Source organism: Deinococcus koreensis, from assembly GCF_002901445.1.
Taxonomy (GTDB): domain Bacteria; phylum Deinococcota; class Deinococci; order Deinococcales; family Deinococcaceae; genus Deinococcus; species Deinococcus koreensis.
Genome location: NZ_PPPD01000001.1, coordinates 738,930 through 755,126 on the forward strand (window position 1 = coordinate 738,930; position 16,197 = coordinate 755,126).

A 16,197-nucleotide genomic window follows, 5' to 3' on the forward strand; every position below is an offset into this window, starting at 1 on the left:
GCTGTGGGCTATGAGCACCGCCTCGCTCATAGCCCACAGCTCATAGCCCCCGTCCCTCACACCTCGACCCCGTCCAGACTGGCGATGCCGTGCTTGAGCGCGTACAGCGCGGCCTGGGTGCGGCTGTCCAGGCCCAGCTTGCTCAGCAGGCGGCTCACGTGGGTCTTCACGGTCGCCTCGGAGACGTCCTGGTCGCGGGCGATGTCCTTGTTGGAATAGCCGTGGGCGATCAGCTGCAGCACGATGGTTTCCTTGGGGGTCAGGGTCTCGCGCATCTCGCCGCCCCGGAAGTCACGCACCAGGCGGCGGGCCGCTTCCGGGTGGAGCCGCACCTCACCGCGCGCGGCGGCGTGGATGGCCTCGGCCAGCGTGTCCGAGGAGGCGTCCTTGAGCATGTAGGAGATCGCGCCGGCCTCGATGGCGCCGTTGACCTTGTGCTCCTCCAGGGTGCTGGTCAGGGCGATCACCTCGGTCTCAGGCAGGCGGCGGCGCAGGTGCCGGGTGGCGGTGATGCCGTCCATCACGGGCATCATCAGATCCATGATGACCACGTCGGGGATCAGCCGCTCGGCCTCGGCCAGGGCTTCCTCGCCGTTGGCGGCCTCCCCGACCACCTCGATGAGCGGGTCGAGGCCCAGGAACAGTTTCAGCCCCTGGCGCACGACGGCGTGGTCATCGACGAGCAGGACACTGACGGGTGGGTTGGCGGGTAGGGTCATGGGGCGGGCCTCCTGGGGAAAGGTGAAGAGGGTCAGGGTCTGGAGCTGGAGCCGGGCGGCACTTCGGAGGGCGCCTCAGGCGGAGGCGGAACCTCGACCGGCTGGCCGTCCAGGGTCTGCAGGGCGAAGTCGCCGCTGCTGCTGTCCACGAACACGTCGAGCTGCGGCGCGGTGGCGGGCGGCGTGCCGGGCGGGAGGGTGAGGGTGTCGCGGTCGGTGAAGCGCACCCGGACGCGCAGGGTCGGGGGCACGCGCAGGGTCACGTCCCCGCTCTGGGTGCGGATGTCGAGGTTGCCGCCCAGGGTGCCGGGCGGGGCGCTCACGGTCACGTCTCCGCTGGCGGTCGTGACGCTGCCCCGCTGGTGGACGCCCGGCAGGGTCAGGCGCACGTCGCCGCTGAGGCTGCCCACGCCGAGCGCCTGCAGCCGCGCGCCCGCCAGGTTCAGGGAGAGGTCGCCGCTCTGGGTGTTCACGCGCAGCGCCTCGGGGCTGGCGCCGGGGCTCGCGGTCACGGCGATGTCCCCACTGGCGCTGATCAGCGAGAACGGCCCGCCGGCCCGGCCCGGTAGGGTCACGGCCTGGCTTCCGCTGGAGGTGCGAACCGTCAGGGCGCGCAGCCGCAGCGGCACGAGGTTCAGCGTCTGGGCGCCGCTGCTGGTCTGGGTGCTCAGGGTGAGCGGAATGCGGCGGGTCAGGGCCAGGCTCAGGCGGTGCTGCAGGGGTTCGGGGCCGCCCACGACCACCCGACCCCGGTCAAAGGGCTGGCCCTGCAGCGGCTGGACGCGCAGCCCCAGCGAGGCGCTGAGCTGCCGGCCACGGCGCTGGGCCTCCACGCTCAGGGGATTGCGGTCGCGGTGAACCGCGCGGCCGCTCAGCACCTGCGGGCTGCCCGGCGGCAGGGCCCCCAGGTCGATGTCCACCCGGTCGCCCTCCAGGCGCAGGGTGGCGGAGCCGGCGAGGTCGCGGGGCAACGGGCCGTCGAGCGGCAGGGAGACGGGGGTGGTCACGCCCAGCAGGCCCGGCGTGGGCACCGGCGTGACGCCGCGCCAGGTGAGCACGCTGCCCAGCCCGGCCAGCAGCAGCCCCAGCGCCATGCGCGCCAGCACGGGCGGCAGCGGGCGGGTCGGCGGGCTGAAGGTCACCGTGACCCCCGGGGGGCGGGCAGGTCGGGGGCCGTGCTCCCGGAAGCGGCACTGGGCTCACCACTGGGCGGGGCGGACTCAGGGCCGGGGGGCAGGCGCAGCTCTGCCTGAACAGGGGCGTCCACGGGCAGCCGCAGCGTGACCTGCGTGCCGGCGCCGGGCGCGCTGCGGACCTCCAGCCCGCCGCCGACCCCCGCCGCCCGCTCGCGCATGGACCGCTGGCCCAGGGTGCCGCTGCGCGGGGCGGCCGGGTCGAACCCCCGCCCGTCGTCGCGCACGCTGAGGATGACCTGCTGGCCGTCCTCGTGGACATCCAGCCAGACCTGGGTGGCCCGGGCGTGCTTGACGATGTTGTGCATGGCTTCCTGGGCCACCCGGTAGGCGGCGGCCTGGGCGTCGGGGCCCAGGCGCGGCTCGGTCTTCAGCTCGGCATGCACGGTGAGCCCGTGGCGGGCCTCCAGGGCGTGGGCGTGCTGGCGCAGCGCGGCGACCAGGCCGCCCTCCTCCAGCGCGTCGGGGCGCAGGCTGAAGAGCAGCGCCTTCATCTCGGAGACCCCGCCCTCGGCCAGCCGGATGGTGTATTCCAGGCTGGCGCGCGTGCGCTCCGGGTCGAGTTCCAGGGTGGCGCGGGCGGTCTTGGCCCCCAGGGTGATGCCGTACAGCGCCTGGGCCACCGAGTCGTGCAGCTCTCGGGCCAGCCGCGCCCGCTCCTGTTCGCCCGCCCGCGCGCCCGCCCGCTCGATCAGCTGCGCGGCGTGCAGGGCCGTGCCCGCGTGATCCGCGATGCTCAGCAGAAAGGCCAGCTCCTCGCTGCCGGGCCGCACGCCCGGCGCATACAGGGCCCGCAGCACCCCGCCGTCGGGCACGCCCGCCGAGGGGGGCAGGGCCACCGGCAGGGTCGCCAGCAGCGCGCCGTCCACGCTGCGGCGCACGTCGGCCTCGCCGGGGGCCGGTCGGCGGTCGGGCCGCCCGCCCAGCGCCTGGGCGTCGGGGCCGCTGCCGGCGCGCAGGGTGCCGTCCGGGGCTACCAGCGCGACGGCGTGGGCGGTGCTGGCCGCGCGGGCCTGGGCGGTCAGGTCCTGCAGGGTGGCGCCCAGGTCGTCGCCCAGGGCCACCCGGCCGGCGGCGCGGCGCAGGGCCACCACCTCGCGGCGGGCGGCCTCGGCGCCGGGGTCGCGGGCCAGCAGCGCCACCGCCAGGCGCGTCCACATCCGTCCCAGCAGGTTGACCACCCCGGCCGTGACCACCAGCCCCCCCGCCCCCAGCAGCAGCAGCCCCAGGACGCCCAGCGGGCTGGGCCGCAGCGTCCACTCGCCCCACATCACCGGCAGAGCGCCGGGGTTCATCAGCCACAGCGGCGAGGCCAGCCCCAGCAGGCACACGGCCGCCAGCGTGCCGACCACCAGCCAGCACAGCAGCGCCAGCGGCAGCTGGATCAGGTGGAAGAGCAGCGTGCGGTAGGTCACGGGGTCGGCCAGCGTGGCGCGTAGCCAGGGCAGCACGCCCGGATACTCGGGGGGCAGGGGCCGGGCGAAGCGCACCCCCAGCAGCCCGGCCAGCAGGCGCTGCAGGTCGCCCAGGCCGCCCACCAGCCACAGGGTGCCCAGCAGGAAGGCGGCGCCGATCAGCAGCCAGAGCGTCAGCACCCCGGCCACCACGCCCCCCACGAGCAGCCCGGTGATCAGCCCGCCAGCCGGCAGGGCCAGCAGCAGGTACAGGGCCGTGCGGTAGGTGCGGGCGTCGAGCAGTTCGGCCAGCAGCCCGCCGGCGCTGCCCAGGCGGCCCTCCCCTGCTCCAGTCCCGGTGCCCATCCGCTCCATCATGCGACGTAGCGTAGGGGAAGCGCGGCCCGTGGGCGTCCCCCGAAAGGCGGAACGGGGCCGGCCTCCAGGGTCAGATCAGCCCGGAATCTTCAGCTTGTCGCCGGGGTGGATCAGATCCGGGTTGCTGATGTTGTTGTAATGGGCGATCTTCTTGTACTGCATGGGGTCGCCGTAGTACTTCTGGGCGATCGCGCTGAGGCTGTCGCCGGGCTTGACGGTGTACACGGTGTCGCCGCTGGCCTGATCCTTCTCCCTGGCCAGTTCCTTGGCCCCCTGGGCCACGCGCACGCCCGACATGTCCACGCCGGCCACGCCGCTCACGCCGCGCGCCGTCTGCTCCAGCAGGCGCAGTTCGTGGTCGTTGTCCACCACGCCGCGCAGGATCACGGACTTGCCGCTCTGCAGCACGTCCAGCGGGTCGTCGGAGAGTTCGCCGTTGCTGCGGATGGCGTGGTTCACCGCCTTGGCGACCTTGCTGGACTCCTCCAGCTCCTTGATCTCGGCGTCGCTGACGTCACCCCCGGAGGAGGCGTTCATGTTGCCGGTGCTTACGGAGCGCTGGGGCTGGATCTCCGGGCCGCTGTCCACGCTGGGGGTGGGCGCTGCGGGCGCGGCCTGGGCGGGGGCGCTGGCCGCCCGCTCGGTGGTCTGCTGAAAGCTCACGCCGCTGGTGTCGACGTTCTTCACGCCGCTGATGCCCTCCGCGACCACGCGGATCAGGCTGATATAGCGCTCGTTGGGCACCGCGCCGCTGACCATGACGTCGCCGCCCTGACCGCTGACCTTGAGGCCCAGTTCCTTGAGGCGGGGCTGCTCCCAGAGGGCGTCGTTGACCCGCTCTGCCGTGCTCTTTCCGAATGGCCACATAGGTCGAGAGTACACCAGACCGCCGGGGGTCGGGGCCGGGTTCTGTGAATTCGGCTACTTTCTCTAAGGCCGGCTCAAGGCTGGGCGGCGGGCCGGGCCAGCACCGGTAGCGGGGGCAGGGTGGGAGACTCGACCCAGACGCGCAGCACCGTCTGTGCCACCGGCCCCAGTTCCTGGCGGGTGAAGGCCAGCAGGTCGGCGGTGCGGACGGGCCGCGTGGAGAACTGCGCCACGTAGGCGCGCAGGAAGCGCCGGAAGGCGTCGTCGCCCACCGCCGAGCGCAGCGCATGCAGGGCCAGCGCCCCGCGCACGTAGGCGCTGGTATCGAACAGCTCGCCCTCGCGGCGGGCCACCAGCGGCCGGGTGGCCTGATCACGCACGCGCTCGTACCACGCGGCCACGACGCTGGCACCGTTCTCACCGCGCGACTCCAGCCACAGCAGTTCCGCGTAGGTGGCGAAGCCCTCGTTCAGCCAGACGTCGGCCCAGTCGCCCAGCACCACCCGGTCGCCGAACCACTGGTGGGCCGTCTCGTGCACGATCACGCGCTCGAAACTGGAGGCCAGCGGCATGGTCATCAGGGTGGCGGTCTCCAGCGCGGGCACGCGGGGCGAGATCACGGCCGCGCCGTGCGCCGCGAAGGGAAAGGGCCCGAACCATCCCGAGAGCACCCCCAGCATGTCGCCCAGGCGCAGGTAGGGCGCGCGGATGGTGCCGTCGGCGGCGGGGGGAAAGTAGTCGCGGCGCTGCACCCCGGCGCCGCCGACCCCCACCGGCACGGCCGGCGCCTGAACCGTCTGGAACTGGTTGACGTGGATCGCCAGGGCGTAGGCCGGAATGGGCTGGGCCTGCTCGAAGGTGAAGACCCGCCCGCCGGGCACCGCTTCCTCGGCGCGCAGCACCCCGCTGGCCGCCGCCACGTAGCCGCGCGGCACGGTGATGCGGGTGGTGAAGGTCGCCGGATCGGAGGGATGGTCGTTGACCGGCAGGAAGGTGCGCGCGCCGTCGGGCTCGCTGAAGGTGTAGTTGGCGGCGGGCTGCGAGGGGCCCGCGGGGACGCCCTGCCAGCCCAGACTCAGGTTCAGCTCGGGGTCACGGCGCGTGCCCGCCTGGCCGGCGTAACGCACGGAGAGCTGCGCCGTGCGGCCCGGCTGCAGGGCGGCGGCGGGCGTGATCCGCAGTTTGCCGGCCGCCCTATCCTGCTGCCACGCCACCGCCTGCCCGTTCCAGCGCACCTCCTGCACCGCCGGCCCCAGGAAGTCCAGGCTGACCTGCTCCAGCGGCCGCGTGGCGGCCAGGGTCAGCACGGCGCCCACGCGCAGGCCCAGCGTGCCCGGCTGATCCACCTGCAGGCTCAGGTCGTAGTGCCGCACGTCCAGGCCCGCCTGTCCCAGCGCCGGGAAGATCGAGTCGCCGATGGGCTGCGCCGGGTTGGCGGCGGGCGCCAGGATGGACGGCAAGGCAGGCACGGCCAGCTGGGCAGGGCCCGCCTGTGAGATGAGGGCCTGCGCCCCCACGGGCCCCCACGTCCCCAGGCCCGCCAGCAGCGCCGGCCGCCACCACTGCGCCAGCCGCCTGCGCGCCCGGGCCGTCATCTCAGATGGGGTAGTAGGCGCGCGGCGTGCCCCGGACGAAGTCGCGCGTGGGCACCCAGATCAGCGGATTGCGCTCCTCGACCTCGGGCGGCGGGCCGTAGCGCACCAGGGCCTCGACCTGCGCCATCGGCACCCATTTCAGGCCCACGACCTCGGGGTCGCTGGGGCTCAGCTCGCCGGAGAACTGAGCCGTGAAGCGCCCGAAATTCGCGTAGCACTCGTTGCGCGTGCCGGTCAGCAGCTCCCCTTCCAGCAGGCTGACGAAGGCCAGATCGGTGACGGTCAGGCCGGTCTCGTACAGCACCTGACGCACGGCGGCGTCGCCCAGCGTCTCGCCGGCATGGGCCTTGCCGCCCGGCAGGCCGTAGAAGATGCTGCCGTCGTCCATGCGCTCCTCGACCAGCAGCAGGTGGGCGTCCTGAACCAGATACACGTGCGCGGCGCGCTTGATGGGCAGGGTGCGCGACAGATGACTCATGTGCGGCGCAGTCTAGAGCATTTGTCCGAATGACGGCCCACCAGAGACCGCTGCCGCTGCCCTTCTCCCGACTCCTCCGTAGGGCCCATTCACTCCGTCCGGTGAGGAGTGGGCTGCTCGTTCGGCCCCGGCTGGAGCGCGCGCCAAGCGTCCGGGCGCGGAGCCACCTGCCGGCCCCGGCGCCCGGACGACGTTCACGGCTCTCCGGCGCCCAGCAGCGCCAGCACGTCGTCGGGCAAGCGGGCCGGGCGGTAGCTGCGATCCGTGGCGATGTGGCGGGTCTCCCCGGTGGCCAGCAGCTCGTCGCCGCGCACAACCCGGTAGCCGAAGGTCAGGGTGCGGCTGCGGAGCGCCGTGAGCGCGGTGGTCACGGTGAGTTCGTCGTCGTAGCGGGCCGCGCGGCGGTACTCCACGTTCAGGCCCGAGAGCATCAGGAAGTAGCCGCGCGCCTCGATCTCGCGGTAGGGCAGGCCCAGGGCATGCATCAGCTCGGTGCGGCCGACCTCAAACCACACGGGATAGTTCGCGTGATGCACCACGCCCATCATGTCGGTCTCGGCGTAGCGCACGTGAATCCGGGTCTGGTGACTCCGGGTCTGGGCACCCGGTACGGGATCCACGCTCACCAGACCTTCCCGCCGGCATCGAAGAACTCCAGCGTGGGCGTGCGCCGCAGCCGCACCTGGTCGGCCACCTGCCGCTGGAGGTAGCCGCGCGCCTGGTTCAGCGCCTGCAGCAGGTCGTCCATGTTGCCGGTCATGGCGCTCACGTACACGCGCGCCTGCCCGTAATCGGAGGTCACGGCCACGCGCTCGATGGTCACGATCAGGGGCACCCGCGGATCGCTCAGGCCGGAAATGGCCTCGCCCAGCACGCGCGAAAGCTGGGACTGCACCTGCTCGGGCTTCATGAGCGCACCGGGGCGCCGGGGGAGGTGGAAGAAGGGAGACGGGTCATCCCGACATGCTACCCGTCGAGGGCAGGAGCGAGGCGATGGGGATGAGTGATGAGGAGGACGATTGCCGCTCTTCCTCATCACTCATCCCCCTCGGCCCCCATCACTCCCCTCCCCCCTCAGCGCACGTAGCGCCGGCCGGTGTAGTTGGTGAAGACGCCGATGCCGTAGCTGACCTTACGCACGCTGTCCAGCGCCGCCGAGCCGTTCCAGGCGATGCCGGCGGAGGAGCCGCCGTCGAGCAGCAGGGCGTCGCGGATCCCCAGGCGGGCCATGACCTTGCCCATCTCGGTGGGGGTGAGTTTGGCGTGGGTGGTGACCAGCACGAGGTCGCGGTTGCTGACCAGCCCCACGGCGCTGCGGGACGCCCGGCCGAACAGGGCGGGGTCACGGAAGACTGAGTTGTACAGGGTGCTCAGGCGGCCCCGGGTCAGGATGCGTGGCCCGGTGGCGACGACGGTTTCCATGCCGGCCCAGGTCGTGTCGAGCGGCCGGCGCAGCAGGGGCGTGGTGGTGGCGCGGATGGTGGCGCGGTTGTCCGGAGTGATCGCCAGCGCCATGGGAATGCGGCCCCAGGCCAGCATCCGGCCCTGCATGACGATGTCGCCGGCCGGCGCGTAGCTCTGCGGGTGGAAGTACCCGCCGTTGATCAGGGCGCGCGCGCCGCTGCTGCGGGCCAGCTGCGAGACCCGCGCGCCGCGCTCGAAGGTCAGCCGCAGGTTGGGCAGCACGGGCGCGATCATCACGTTGCGGTGCCGCAGGTCGACCGTGATGATCTGCACCCGCACGCCCAGGGGCCGCAGCGCCTTGAAGGTGACCGGGCGGCGCAGGGGAGCGGGCGGAATGGGCACCGGGATGCGCGCCGGCACCAGCAGCTTGCTCCCCGGCATCATGGCGAAGCGGGTGCTCAGGCCGTTCAGGCGGCGCAGGTGATCCACGCTCAGGTGGTAGCGGCGGGCCACGGAATCGGCCGTGTCGCGGGGGCCCATGCGGATATAGGTGTACATGGTGCGGATCTCGGTGGTCGGCCGGGGGCGGGGGGCAGACCGGGCCGGAGCGGCGCCGGGCGCCGGGCGCCGGGCCACCACAGCTGCCGCGCTGCGCGCCGGAATGATCAGGTTCTGGCCTGGAGTGATCATCGATGTCCGCAGCCTGTTGGCGCGCTGCAGCGCCCCGACGCTCACGCCGAACTTCCGGGCGATCTTGTTCAGCCACTCGCCGCGCTTCACGGTGTACAGGCCCTGGGGGGCCGCCGGTCTGGACAGGGCTGATCTGGCCGGGGCTGGTCTGGACAGGGCAGGCGCGGGCGTGACCTTCAGCACCTGCCCCACGCTCATCGCGTCGTTTCTGAGGCCATTCAGGGCCCGCAGCCTCGCCACGCTGATGCCGGCGCGGGCCGCGACCTGCACGACCGTCTCCCCTTTCCTGACCGTGGTGGTGTTCGGCGTGGTGCTGGACGCTGCCAGCGCAGACCCTGCGAGCAGCAGGCCGATCAGGAGAAGACGCAGTGGCATGAGGAACTTAATCTAACCATAACGACCTGACTGAAATATGAATCTGACGTCCAGAGCGGGCTGAATTCTCTACCGACCACCCCGGCTGCGGTTCATGAGCCGCCGAATCCTCTGACAGAACCACCGTTATTCGAAGAGGAGGGTGAGGTTTTCCGTCCTGTCAGACAGCGCTGCGGGCGCCCTCCTGAAAGATGAGAGGGCAATTAAGGCCACGATGCGGTCGGTCAGAGAGGAGCCGGATTCAGACCCGACGGCGCGGGCACCCTCAGCGGAGCCGCCGCCGGGAGGGCGTGGCCCGGCCCAGAGACGGCGCCGGTCAGGTGCCCGGAGTGCTGCCCGGGAACACCGCCACGCGGGCGATCATGAACGCGCAGCCGTACATGAACAGGGTCACGACCGGCAGGTACCGCAGGCCACTGCGGTGCTCCACCATGCGGCCCCTGACCAGCACCTCAATGACGTACAGGCTGAGCAGCACGAAGGCGGTGTACATCCAGTGCTCCCAGTCGCGGCTGGGATCGACCGGGAAGCCGTACTTCGTGGTGCCCGCGCCCGCATCGGTCGCGCTGGGCACCTTGAGGCCGCCCACCGCCAGCACGATGCCGGTCACCGCCGGGAGCAGGAAGGCCGCCCAGGTCAGGCGCAGCCACACCACGAACGACCCGCCCACCGCGCCCTTGATGGCCGGGCCCAGACTCCACAGGAACAGCACCAGGGAGGCCGCCACCAGCGGGTTGGAAAAGTAGATGCCCAGGGGCGTGTCGAAGCGGAAGTTGTGGATGGCGCGCAGAAGCTCCATACGCGCAGCCTAGCGTCTGCAGGGGGTGCCGCCCGTCCCCGCCCCGGCCCGGCTCCCCGGCCCAGCTCCCCGATCCCGGCCTTCAGTCCTGGGGATCGGGCAGATCGAGGGTCACCGCCGCGGGCAGGTAGGTGCCGGGCGTGACGGGCGTGAGTTCACCCAGGCGGCGCACCGTGAGCTGCGGGGGCAGGTCGACCAGCAGCACCCGGCCGCCGGTACCGCTGGTGCTCAGGCTCAGGCCGTTCAGGGCCGGCGCCTGCAGCGTCGCCCCCAGATCGGTCAGGCCCGGGGCGAGGGCGAGCACGTGTTCTCCGTACGGCCCGACGAGGTGCAGGGTGAGGTGCTGGGTTCGCAGCGTGAGGGGCAGGCCCAGCCCCGCCAGCGAGCCCAGCGGGGTCTGCGGCGCGCGCGAGGGCCGCGCCACCGCCACGCCCAGCAGCGTGCCGGGCCGCACGATGTCCCCGGCCCGCAGCAGCCGCGCCCCCTGGCTGACCTCCAGATCGGGCGGGATCTGGTTGCACTTCAGGCCGTGGCGATGCTGCTCCAGCCGCAGGCCGCTGAGGTGCGGCACGCGCGCCAGGTGGCCCAGGTCGAAGGGGCCGTCCAGCGGGGTGACCACGCCGGTCACGTCGCCGCTGGGGCTGACCAGGGCCAGCAGACGATCCTCGCTGTACTCGATGCCCTCGACCGTCGGCATCGCCGGAGCGGCGGGCGCGCGCGGGGGCGCGGCGACCGGGCCCCTGCGCCGGCGCAGCCCCAGCAGCAGTGCCCCGGCCAGCCCCAGGGCTGCCAGGATCAGCAGGCCCCACACCACCCGGCGCGGCAGCCGGGGCTGACCCTGCAGGCTGCTCGGCGCCTGCCCGGCCTGAGGGGGGGCCGTCACGGGCCCAGTGGCGGGCCCATTCGCTGACCCGGCCGCGGGCGCAGCGCCCACGCGGCCCCCCGCCGCCGCCCGGATGGCGGGCAGGGTGGTGGCGGCGCCGCCGGGCAGGGTCAGGGTGGGCGTCACGAGCGTGCCCGCCGTCAGGCCCCGATTCAGCAGCCGGATCTCGAACTCGCGGGAGGCCGGCAGCCGGCGCACCTCGGCCCGCAGCTTCGGGGGCAGGCCCGAGAGCCGCAGCCCCTGGAGCCGCTGACCGGGCGCGGCGCGGTAGCGCAGGCCGACCTCCTCGCCGGCCGCCAGCACCCGGTCGGCGCCGGGGTTCAGCCAGCGCAGCGGCCACGTGCCGGGCAGGTTCAGCCGCAGGAGCACCCGGCGGGGCTTGCCCGCCACGGTGCCCGACCCTGTGCCGGCCCCCGGCCCCCGGTTCCCGGCGCACAGCAGCGCCGCCGAGCCGTAGGGCAGACGGCCGGCCACCTTCAGGCCGATGCGCCCACCCTGCACCTGCGCGGGCTGGAGCTGCAGGCCCCGGGCGCCCGCCAGGCTCAGCGGGGTGCCCTCCGGAAACGGCACGGGCACCCGCGCGGCGTCGGTGACCGTGACCAGCCCCCCCTCCAGCCCGGCGCCGCGCAGATCCGGCACCTGGCCCAGCGGGACGGTCAGGCCGTCGGCGTAGGGGCTGGCGGCCAGGGCCTGCCGGGCGTCCGCCGGAATCGCCGCGCCCAGCGCCAGATAGTGCAGCCGGTCGAGCGGCCCGCGCCCTCCGAAGGCCGCCAGCGCCTGTCCGGGCGTGAAGGCCCGCGCCGGATCGTTGTCGATCCCGTCGGTCAGGACGAACACCGTGGTCAGGTACGCCCCGGCCGTCAGGGGGCTCAGGGCCGCGTGCAGGCTGCGGTAGAGGTGGGTGCTCTGCCCGTCGGCCCGCAGGGCGCCCAGGGCCCCGTTCCAGCGCGGGGTGCCCGCCGGGGCCGCGAACCCCTGACGAGACCGCACGCCGGAATCGAAGGTGAGCAGTTCCACGCGGTCTGGCCGGGCCTGGCGGACATAGGTGTTGATGCTGGCCTTGACCCGCCCGAAGATATCGGCCCGGCCGTCGCCCAGCCCCCGCATGGAGCCGCTGGTATCGAGCACGAAGACCGCCCGCGTCAGCGTGGGCAGTGGGCCGGGAGGCAGCTCACAGGGGGCCGGGGACACGTCCGCACCCTGGAGAGCCTGACCAGAGACAGACCGTTGACCAGAGACAGCGCCCCCGATCAGCAGGGCGGCGAGAAACATGAAGGCGCGGCACATCCGCTCCCATTCTGACCCGTCCGGGCCTCAGACGACCACGGCCTCTCCGGCCCGCCTGCTCACACGAGCAGTCGAGGCCGATTCAGACGCGCTTTCCAGATCCTGAACCGGGAGCGATTGATTACGCTAATAACGTAATTTATTTGACCCGTTTCAACTGCGGTAGTATACTGGGCAGACGACAGAGTGGCCCCTCCGGGTGCCATGTCCCCTCCCTCTCATCTCCATCCAAAGACCGCCCCAGACTGTCGGGGCGCGGCGCAGGAGCCACATGACGCAACTGGACGACAAGAGACCAAGCGATCTTTCCAACGATCTGGTCGAGGAAATCGGCACCAACACCCAGCCCGACGCCGAGTACAACGCCAGCCACATCTCTATGCTGGAAGGGATGGACGCCGTGCGCAAACGCCCCGGCATGTACGTGCAGGGCGGCACGGGCATCGACGGCTACCACCAGCTGCTGACCGAGATCATCGACAACGGGATCGACGAGGGGCTGGCGGGCTTCGCTACCGAGATCCACGTGACCATGCACGCCGACGGCTCGGCCACCGTGACCGACGACGGGCGCGGCATTCCCGTGGACATCATGCAGAGCAAGGGTCGCCCGGCGATCGAAGTGATCTTCAGCGAGCTGCATGCGGGCGGCAAGTTCGGCCAGGGCGCCTACAAGGTCTCCGGCGGCCTGCACGGCGTGGGCTCGACTGTGGTGAATGCGCTCTCGACCTTCCTGGACGTGACCGTCAACAAGGGCGGCAAGCTGCACCACATCCGCTTCGAGAAGGGCGTGCTGGTCACGCCGCTGCACGTGGTGGGCGAGACCCCCAAAGACGTGAAGTGGGCGACCTCGGTGAGCTTCCACCCCGACGTGACGATTTTCAAGGAGTTCGACAACCAGTTCAACTACGACCGTATCCGCAGCCGGATGCGCGAGCTGGCCTACCTGACCGGCCTGAAGATCGTGATCCGCGACGAGCGCACCGAACTGCACGCCGGCGAGGTGCGCGAGGAGGTCTTCCACGAGAAGGGAGGCATCGCCAACTTCGCCCGCGCGCTGGTCACCGACGACACCAAGCTGATCTACGACCAGCCCATCGTGATGCGCGGCAAGAACAGCGATGTGGAGGTCGAGGTGGCGTTCATCCACGCCAACACCTACGCCTCCGACAACATCCTGACCTACGCCAACATGATCCGCACGCGCGACGGCGGCACCCCGCTGACCGGCTTCAAGACCGCCTACACGCGCATCCTGAACAAGTACGCCAAGGACAAGAACCTGATTAAGGCCGGCAACCCGGTGCCCAGCGGCGACGACCTGCTGGAAGGGATCTACTGCGTGGTGTCGGTCAAGCTGGGCGAGCCGCAGTTCGAGTCCCAGGCCAAGGTCAAGCTGCTGAACTCCGAGGCGCAGACGGCCGTGAATGCGGTCGTGGGCGAGAAGTTCGCCGAGTTCCTGGAAGAGAACCCCAAGATCGGCAAGACCATCGTGGAGAAGGCCGCCGAGGCCGCCCGCGCCCGCGAGGCCGCCCGCAAGGCGAGAGACATCGTGCGCCGCTCCAACCCGCTGGAGAACGACGACCTGCCCGGCAAGCTCGCCGACTGCTCCAGCCAGGATCCCGCCGAGTCCGAGATGTTCATCGTGGAAGGGATCTCGGCCGGTGGCTCGGCCAAGGGTGGACGTGAACGCCGCTTCCAGGCGATTCTCCCGCTGCGCGGCAAGATCCTGAACGTGGAGAAGGCCGAGCTGAACAAGATCCTCAAGAACGCCGAGATCCGCGCGCTGATCGCCGCGATTGGCGCCGGGGTGGAGGGCACGGGCGACCGCATGCACTTCGACCTCTCGAACCTGCGCTACCACAAGATCATCATCATGACCGACGCCGACATGGACGGCGGGCACATCGCCACGCTGCTGCTCACCTTCTTCTACCGCTACATGCGCCCGGTGGTCGAGGCCGGCTACCTGTACATCGCCCAGCCGCCGCTGTACCGCATCATGGTGGGCCGCGAGAAGAAGGGCACCTACCTGTACGACAACGACGCCCTGAAGGTGGCCGTGGCCGCCGCCAACAAGGAAGGCAAGAAGTACGACATCCAGCGCTTCAAGGGCCTGGGCGAGATGAACGCCGACCAGCTCTGGGACACCACCATGAATCCCGAGACGCGGGCGCTGAAGCGCGTGGGGATCGAAGACCTGATCGTCGCCAACGAAGTCTTCGAGAACCTGATGGGCATTGAAGTGGCGCCGCGCAAGCTGTTCATCCAGGAGAACGCGCGCTTCGCCGAGATCAGCGTCTAAGGTTCAGCAGGATTCTGGAGGCCGCCCCCGATAAGAGGGGCGGCCTTCTCCCTGTGGTGGTTAGGGACAGGCGTTCAGGACGGATGCAGGCAATGGATTCTGCCCTGGCGTGGTGATCAGCGGCATGAACGGGACGCCCGGCCTGCACGACATCCAGCTCGCCAGCAGGCCGGACACGACCGGGGCCGCGAAGGAGGTGCCGAAAAATGGCGTGTCTGTCGGGCCGGCCACCAAGGGCACTTTGAACCAGAATTCACCCGGCGCCTGCACGCTGGGCAGGGCGTTGAGTGCCCACGGCACCACCGCTGTGCGGTTGTAGGTCGCGTACTCCTTATTCGCCACGTCCCAACCCGCGACACTGACCAACATGGTGGGAGCGCCCGTTGCGGTGCCCAGGGCGAAGTTCTTCGTCCAGTCGGCCGGGTAGTGGCTGCACAGATCGCCCAAGGCCATCCCAAAGCAGTCGTCTCGGTTGCCGAAGGACGCAGCGGTCGGTACCCCGAGGGTCGCCAGTTCGTTCAGGGCCAACAGGAGGCCGAGGCTCGGGTAGGCACCGCCGATGCTGAGGTTCACAACATGCTTCCCGCCCTGCCGCGCTTCCTGTGCCACCGCGCACAGGGCTCTGACCACGGTCAGCGTCTTGCAGGTGTTGCCCTGGCAGACGTCCTGGTAAGCAATCTTCGCATTGGGCGCAACGGCCTGCGCAATGGCGCCGACGATGGAACCGTGTCCGGGGCGGGCCGGATAAACCTCGTTGTAGTAGTTGACATCAATATCCATGACAAACGAGTCGGCGGAGCTGTCAGCCGTGTCCAGGACGTGAATGGTGACGCCCTTGCCATTGCCGGAGGTAAAGCCCAGCGTGTCTTTCAGAATGTCTGTGGGTGGCTCACCCTTGTGCGGAATGGGGCCAGTGGATTGAGTAGGGTGTCCCCCAGACGTGGGATCGACTCCCATCTCGCCCCAGAACAGCAGGTTCAACAGACCGATAGAGCGCCCTGTTGGCAGGCTGCCCAGCAGCAGGCGGCCAGACAACTGACTGCACAGCGCTGTGCCCTGAGCAGAGGTCAGCAGGGCGCCGTTCACCACAGGAACGCGCAGGAGCGAATTCAAGCGGGCAGCGTTCAATACCTGCGAATTGATGGGGATGACCGAGGGCAACGGTCTGGAGAGGGGCTGTCGGGCTAAAGGCAGGTCGGTGCCGGGCCGCTGTCCAGCCCCCCCAAGCGGTTCTAATCCTTCAATTTTGGTTCCTGAAAGCTGCTTGATCGTGTCGGTCAGCTCGGCCGGACACAGGCGGGCGCAGGCCGCTGCAAAGGCCAGCAGGCGCTCGCGGTAGCGCTGCTGGAAGTCGGCTCCCAGATCGGCCCGCAGATAGACGGCCAGTTCATCTCCCAGCGCGTCTTCGGGAACGACCGTCAGGCGCAGGGTGCCGGGGGAAGCTGGGCCGACGAGACTGACACTCTGCGAACCCCCTGGCACCCCTTTCGGTACCTCGAAGGCATACCAGCCGGGCGGGTCAGTGCGCGTAAGGCGGGCCGGGTGCCCCCCCACCCAGACCACCGTCCCATCTTTCAAGGGGGCCTTGCTGATGATCCAGGCCCGTTCGGCGGGAGCGGCCACAGGCGGGAAAACAAAAGTGCTGTCTATCGCGGCCCGCATAGGCTGAGCGTGAACGGTACCCGCAAAGACGTTGAACAGCAAAATCGCAACCCACGCCAACCCTGAAATCAGCAGACGCCACCAGCTCAATTCCACCTCTGATCTAGGCACTCCCCGTCGCTTCATCCTTGACCTCCTGTAGGCACACTGACTGAAGACCCATGATCA

13 protein-coding genes are annotated in these 16,197 nt (G+C 70.8%); 1 reads left to right on the top strand and 12 read right to left on the bottom strand.

Annotated elements, in window-relative coordinates:
* Positions 1-56: 56 nt before the first annotated feature.
* From CVO96_RS03455 to CVO96_RS03505, 11 genes are all read right to left on the bottom strand, one after another.
* Entirely contained in the window at positions 57-719 is a 663-nt protein-coding gene (locus CVO96_RS03455) for a response regulator (protein WP_103310363.1), read from the bottom strand.
* 32 nt (positions 720-751) lie between these two features.
* On the bottom strand, positions 752-1,861 hold the full coding sequence (locus CVO96_RS03460) for a DUF4097 family beta strand repeat-containing protein (RefSeq protein ID WP_243398146.1): 1,110 nt from the start codon (positions 1,859-1,861) through the stop codon (positions 752-754).
* Entirely contained in the window at positions 1,858-3,684 is a 1,827-nt protein-coding gene (locus tag CVO96_RS03465; RefSeq protein WP_423739356.1) for a sensor histidine kinase, read from the bottom strand. The genes CVO96_RS03460 and CVO96_RS03465 overlap by 4 nt, the downstream gene beginning before the upstream one ends.
* 75 nt (positions 3,685-3,759) lie before the next feature.
* The gene (locus CVO96_RS03470) at positions 3,760-4,551 is read right to left on the bottom strand and encodes a BON domain-containing protein (RefSeq protein ID WP_103310367.1); all 792 of its coding nucleotides are present in this window, start codon (positions 4,549-4,551) and stop codon (positions 3,760-3,762) included.
* A gap of 74 nt (positions 4,552-4,625) precedes the next feature.
* Positions 4,626-6,146 (bottom strand): M1 family metallopeptidase, encoded by a 1,521-nt coding sequence (locus CVO96_RS03475; RefSeq protein WP_103310369.1) that lies wholly within the window; start codon positions 6,144-6,146, stop codon positions 4,626-4,628.
* 1 nt (position 6,147) lies between these two features.
* On the bottom strand, positions 6,148-6,624 hold the full coding sequence (locus CVO96_RS03480) for an NUDIX domain-containing protein (protein ID WP_103310372.1): 477 nt from the start codon (positions 6,622-6,624) through the stop codon (positions 6,148-6,150).
* Between the two features lie 194 nt (positions 6,625-6,818).
* The gene (locus tag CVO96_RS03485; RefSeq protein ID WP_423739369.1) at positions 6,819-7,244 is read right to left on the bottom strand and encodes an acyl-CoA thioesterase; all 426 of its coding nucleotides are present in this window, start codon (positions 7,242-7,244) and stop codon (positions 6,819-6,821) included.
* 2 nt (positions 7,245-7,246) lie between these two features.
* A complete protein-coding gene (rbfA, locus tag CVO96_RS03490; protein ID WP_103310375.1) occupies positions 7,247-7,534 on the bottom strand; it encodes a 30S ribosome-binding factor RbfA in 288 nt (95 codons plus the stop codon).
* A gap of 164 nt (positions 7,535-7,698) precedes the next feature.
* Positions 7,699-9,093: a LysM peptidoglycan-binding domain-containing protein gene (locus tag CVO96_RS03495; RefSeq protein WP_103310378.1), complete on the bottom strand. Its 1,395-nt coding sequence runs from the start codon at positions 9,091-9,093 to the stop codon at positions 7,699-7,701.
* A gap of 316 nt (positions 9,094-9,409) precedes the next feature.
* Positions 9,410-9,892, bottom strand: a complete 483-nt coding sequence (locus CVO96_RS03500; RefSeq protein ID WP_103310380.1) for a hypothetical protein — start codon at positions 9,890-9,892, stop codon at positions 9,410-9,412.
* An 82-nt stretch (positions 9,893-9,974) separates the two neighbouring features.
* On the bottom strand, positions 9,975-11,966 hold the full coding sequence (locus tag CVO96_RS03505) for a vWA domain-containing protein (RefSeq protein WP_243398147.1): 1,992 nt from the start codon (positions 11,964-11,966) through the stop codon (positions 9,975-9,977).
* 367 nt (positions 11,967-12,333) lie between these two features.
* Between CVO96_RS03505 and CVO96_RS03510 the strand changes: the two genes are divergently transcribed.
* Positions 12,334-14,367 carry a DNA gyrase subunit B gene (locus CVO96_RS03510; RefSeq protein ID WP_103310385.1) on the top strand — a complete coding sequence of 678 codons (2,034 nt, stop codon included), beginning with the start codon at positions 12,334-12,336 and terminating at the stop codon, positions 14,365-14,367.
* Positions 14,368-14,427: 60 nt separating this feature from the next.
* Here the strand turns inward: CVO96_RS03510 and CVO96_RS03515 are convergent, their stop codons facing one another.
* Entirely contained in the window at positions 14,428-16,155 is a 1,728-nt protein-coding gene (locus CVO96_RS03515) for a S8 family serine peptidase (protein ID WP_112778676.1), read from the bottom strand.
* Positions 16,156-16,197: the final 42 nt, after the last annotated feature.

Excerpts from the sequence above, each read along its gene's own strand:
- CVO96_RS03455 (WP_103310363.1), bottom strand. The coding sequence starts at position 719 with ATGACCCTACCCGCCAACCCACCCGTCAGTGTCCTGCTCGTCGATGAC.
- CVO96_RS03465 (WP_423739356.1), bottom strand. The coding sequence starts at position 3,684 with ATGATGGAGCGGATGGGCACCGGGACTGGAGCAGGGGAGGGCCGCCTG.
- CVO96_RS03470 (WP_103310367.1), bottom strand. The coding sequence starts at position 4,551 with ATGTGGCCATTCGGAAAGAGCACGGCAGAGCGGGTCAACGACGCCCTC.
- CVO96_RS03475 (WP_103310369.1), bottom strand. The coding sequence starts at position 6,146 with ATGACGGCCCGGGCGCGCAGGCGGCTGGCGCAGTGGTGGCGGCCGGCG.
- CVO96_RS03480 (WP_103310372.1), bottom strand. The coding sequence starts at position 6,624 with ATGAGTCATCTGTCGCGCACCCTGCCCATCAAGCGCGCCGCGCACGTG.
- rbfA (WP_103310375.1), bottom strand. The coding sequence starts at position 7,534 with ATGAAGCCCGAGCAGGTGCAGTCCCAGCTTTCGCGCGTGCTGGGCGAG.
- CVO96_RS03495 (WP_103310378.1), bottom strand. The coding sequence starts at position 9,093 with ATGCCACTGCGTCTTCTCCTGATCGGCCTGCTGCTCGCAGGGTCTGCG.
- CVO96_RS03500 (WP_103310380.1), bottom strand. The coding sequence starts at position 9,892 with ATGGAGCTTCTGCGCGCCATCCACAACTTCCGCTTCGACACGCCCCTG.
- CVO96_RS03510 (WP_103310385.1), top strand. The coding sequence starts at position 12,334 with ATGACGCAACTGGACGACAAGAGACCAAGCGATCTTTCCAACGATCTG.
- CVO96_RS03515 (WP_112778676.1), bottom strand. The coding sequence starts at position 16,155 with ATGAAGCGACGGGGAGTGCCTAGATCAGAGGTGGAATTGAGCTGGTGG.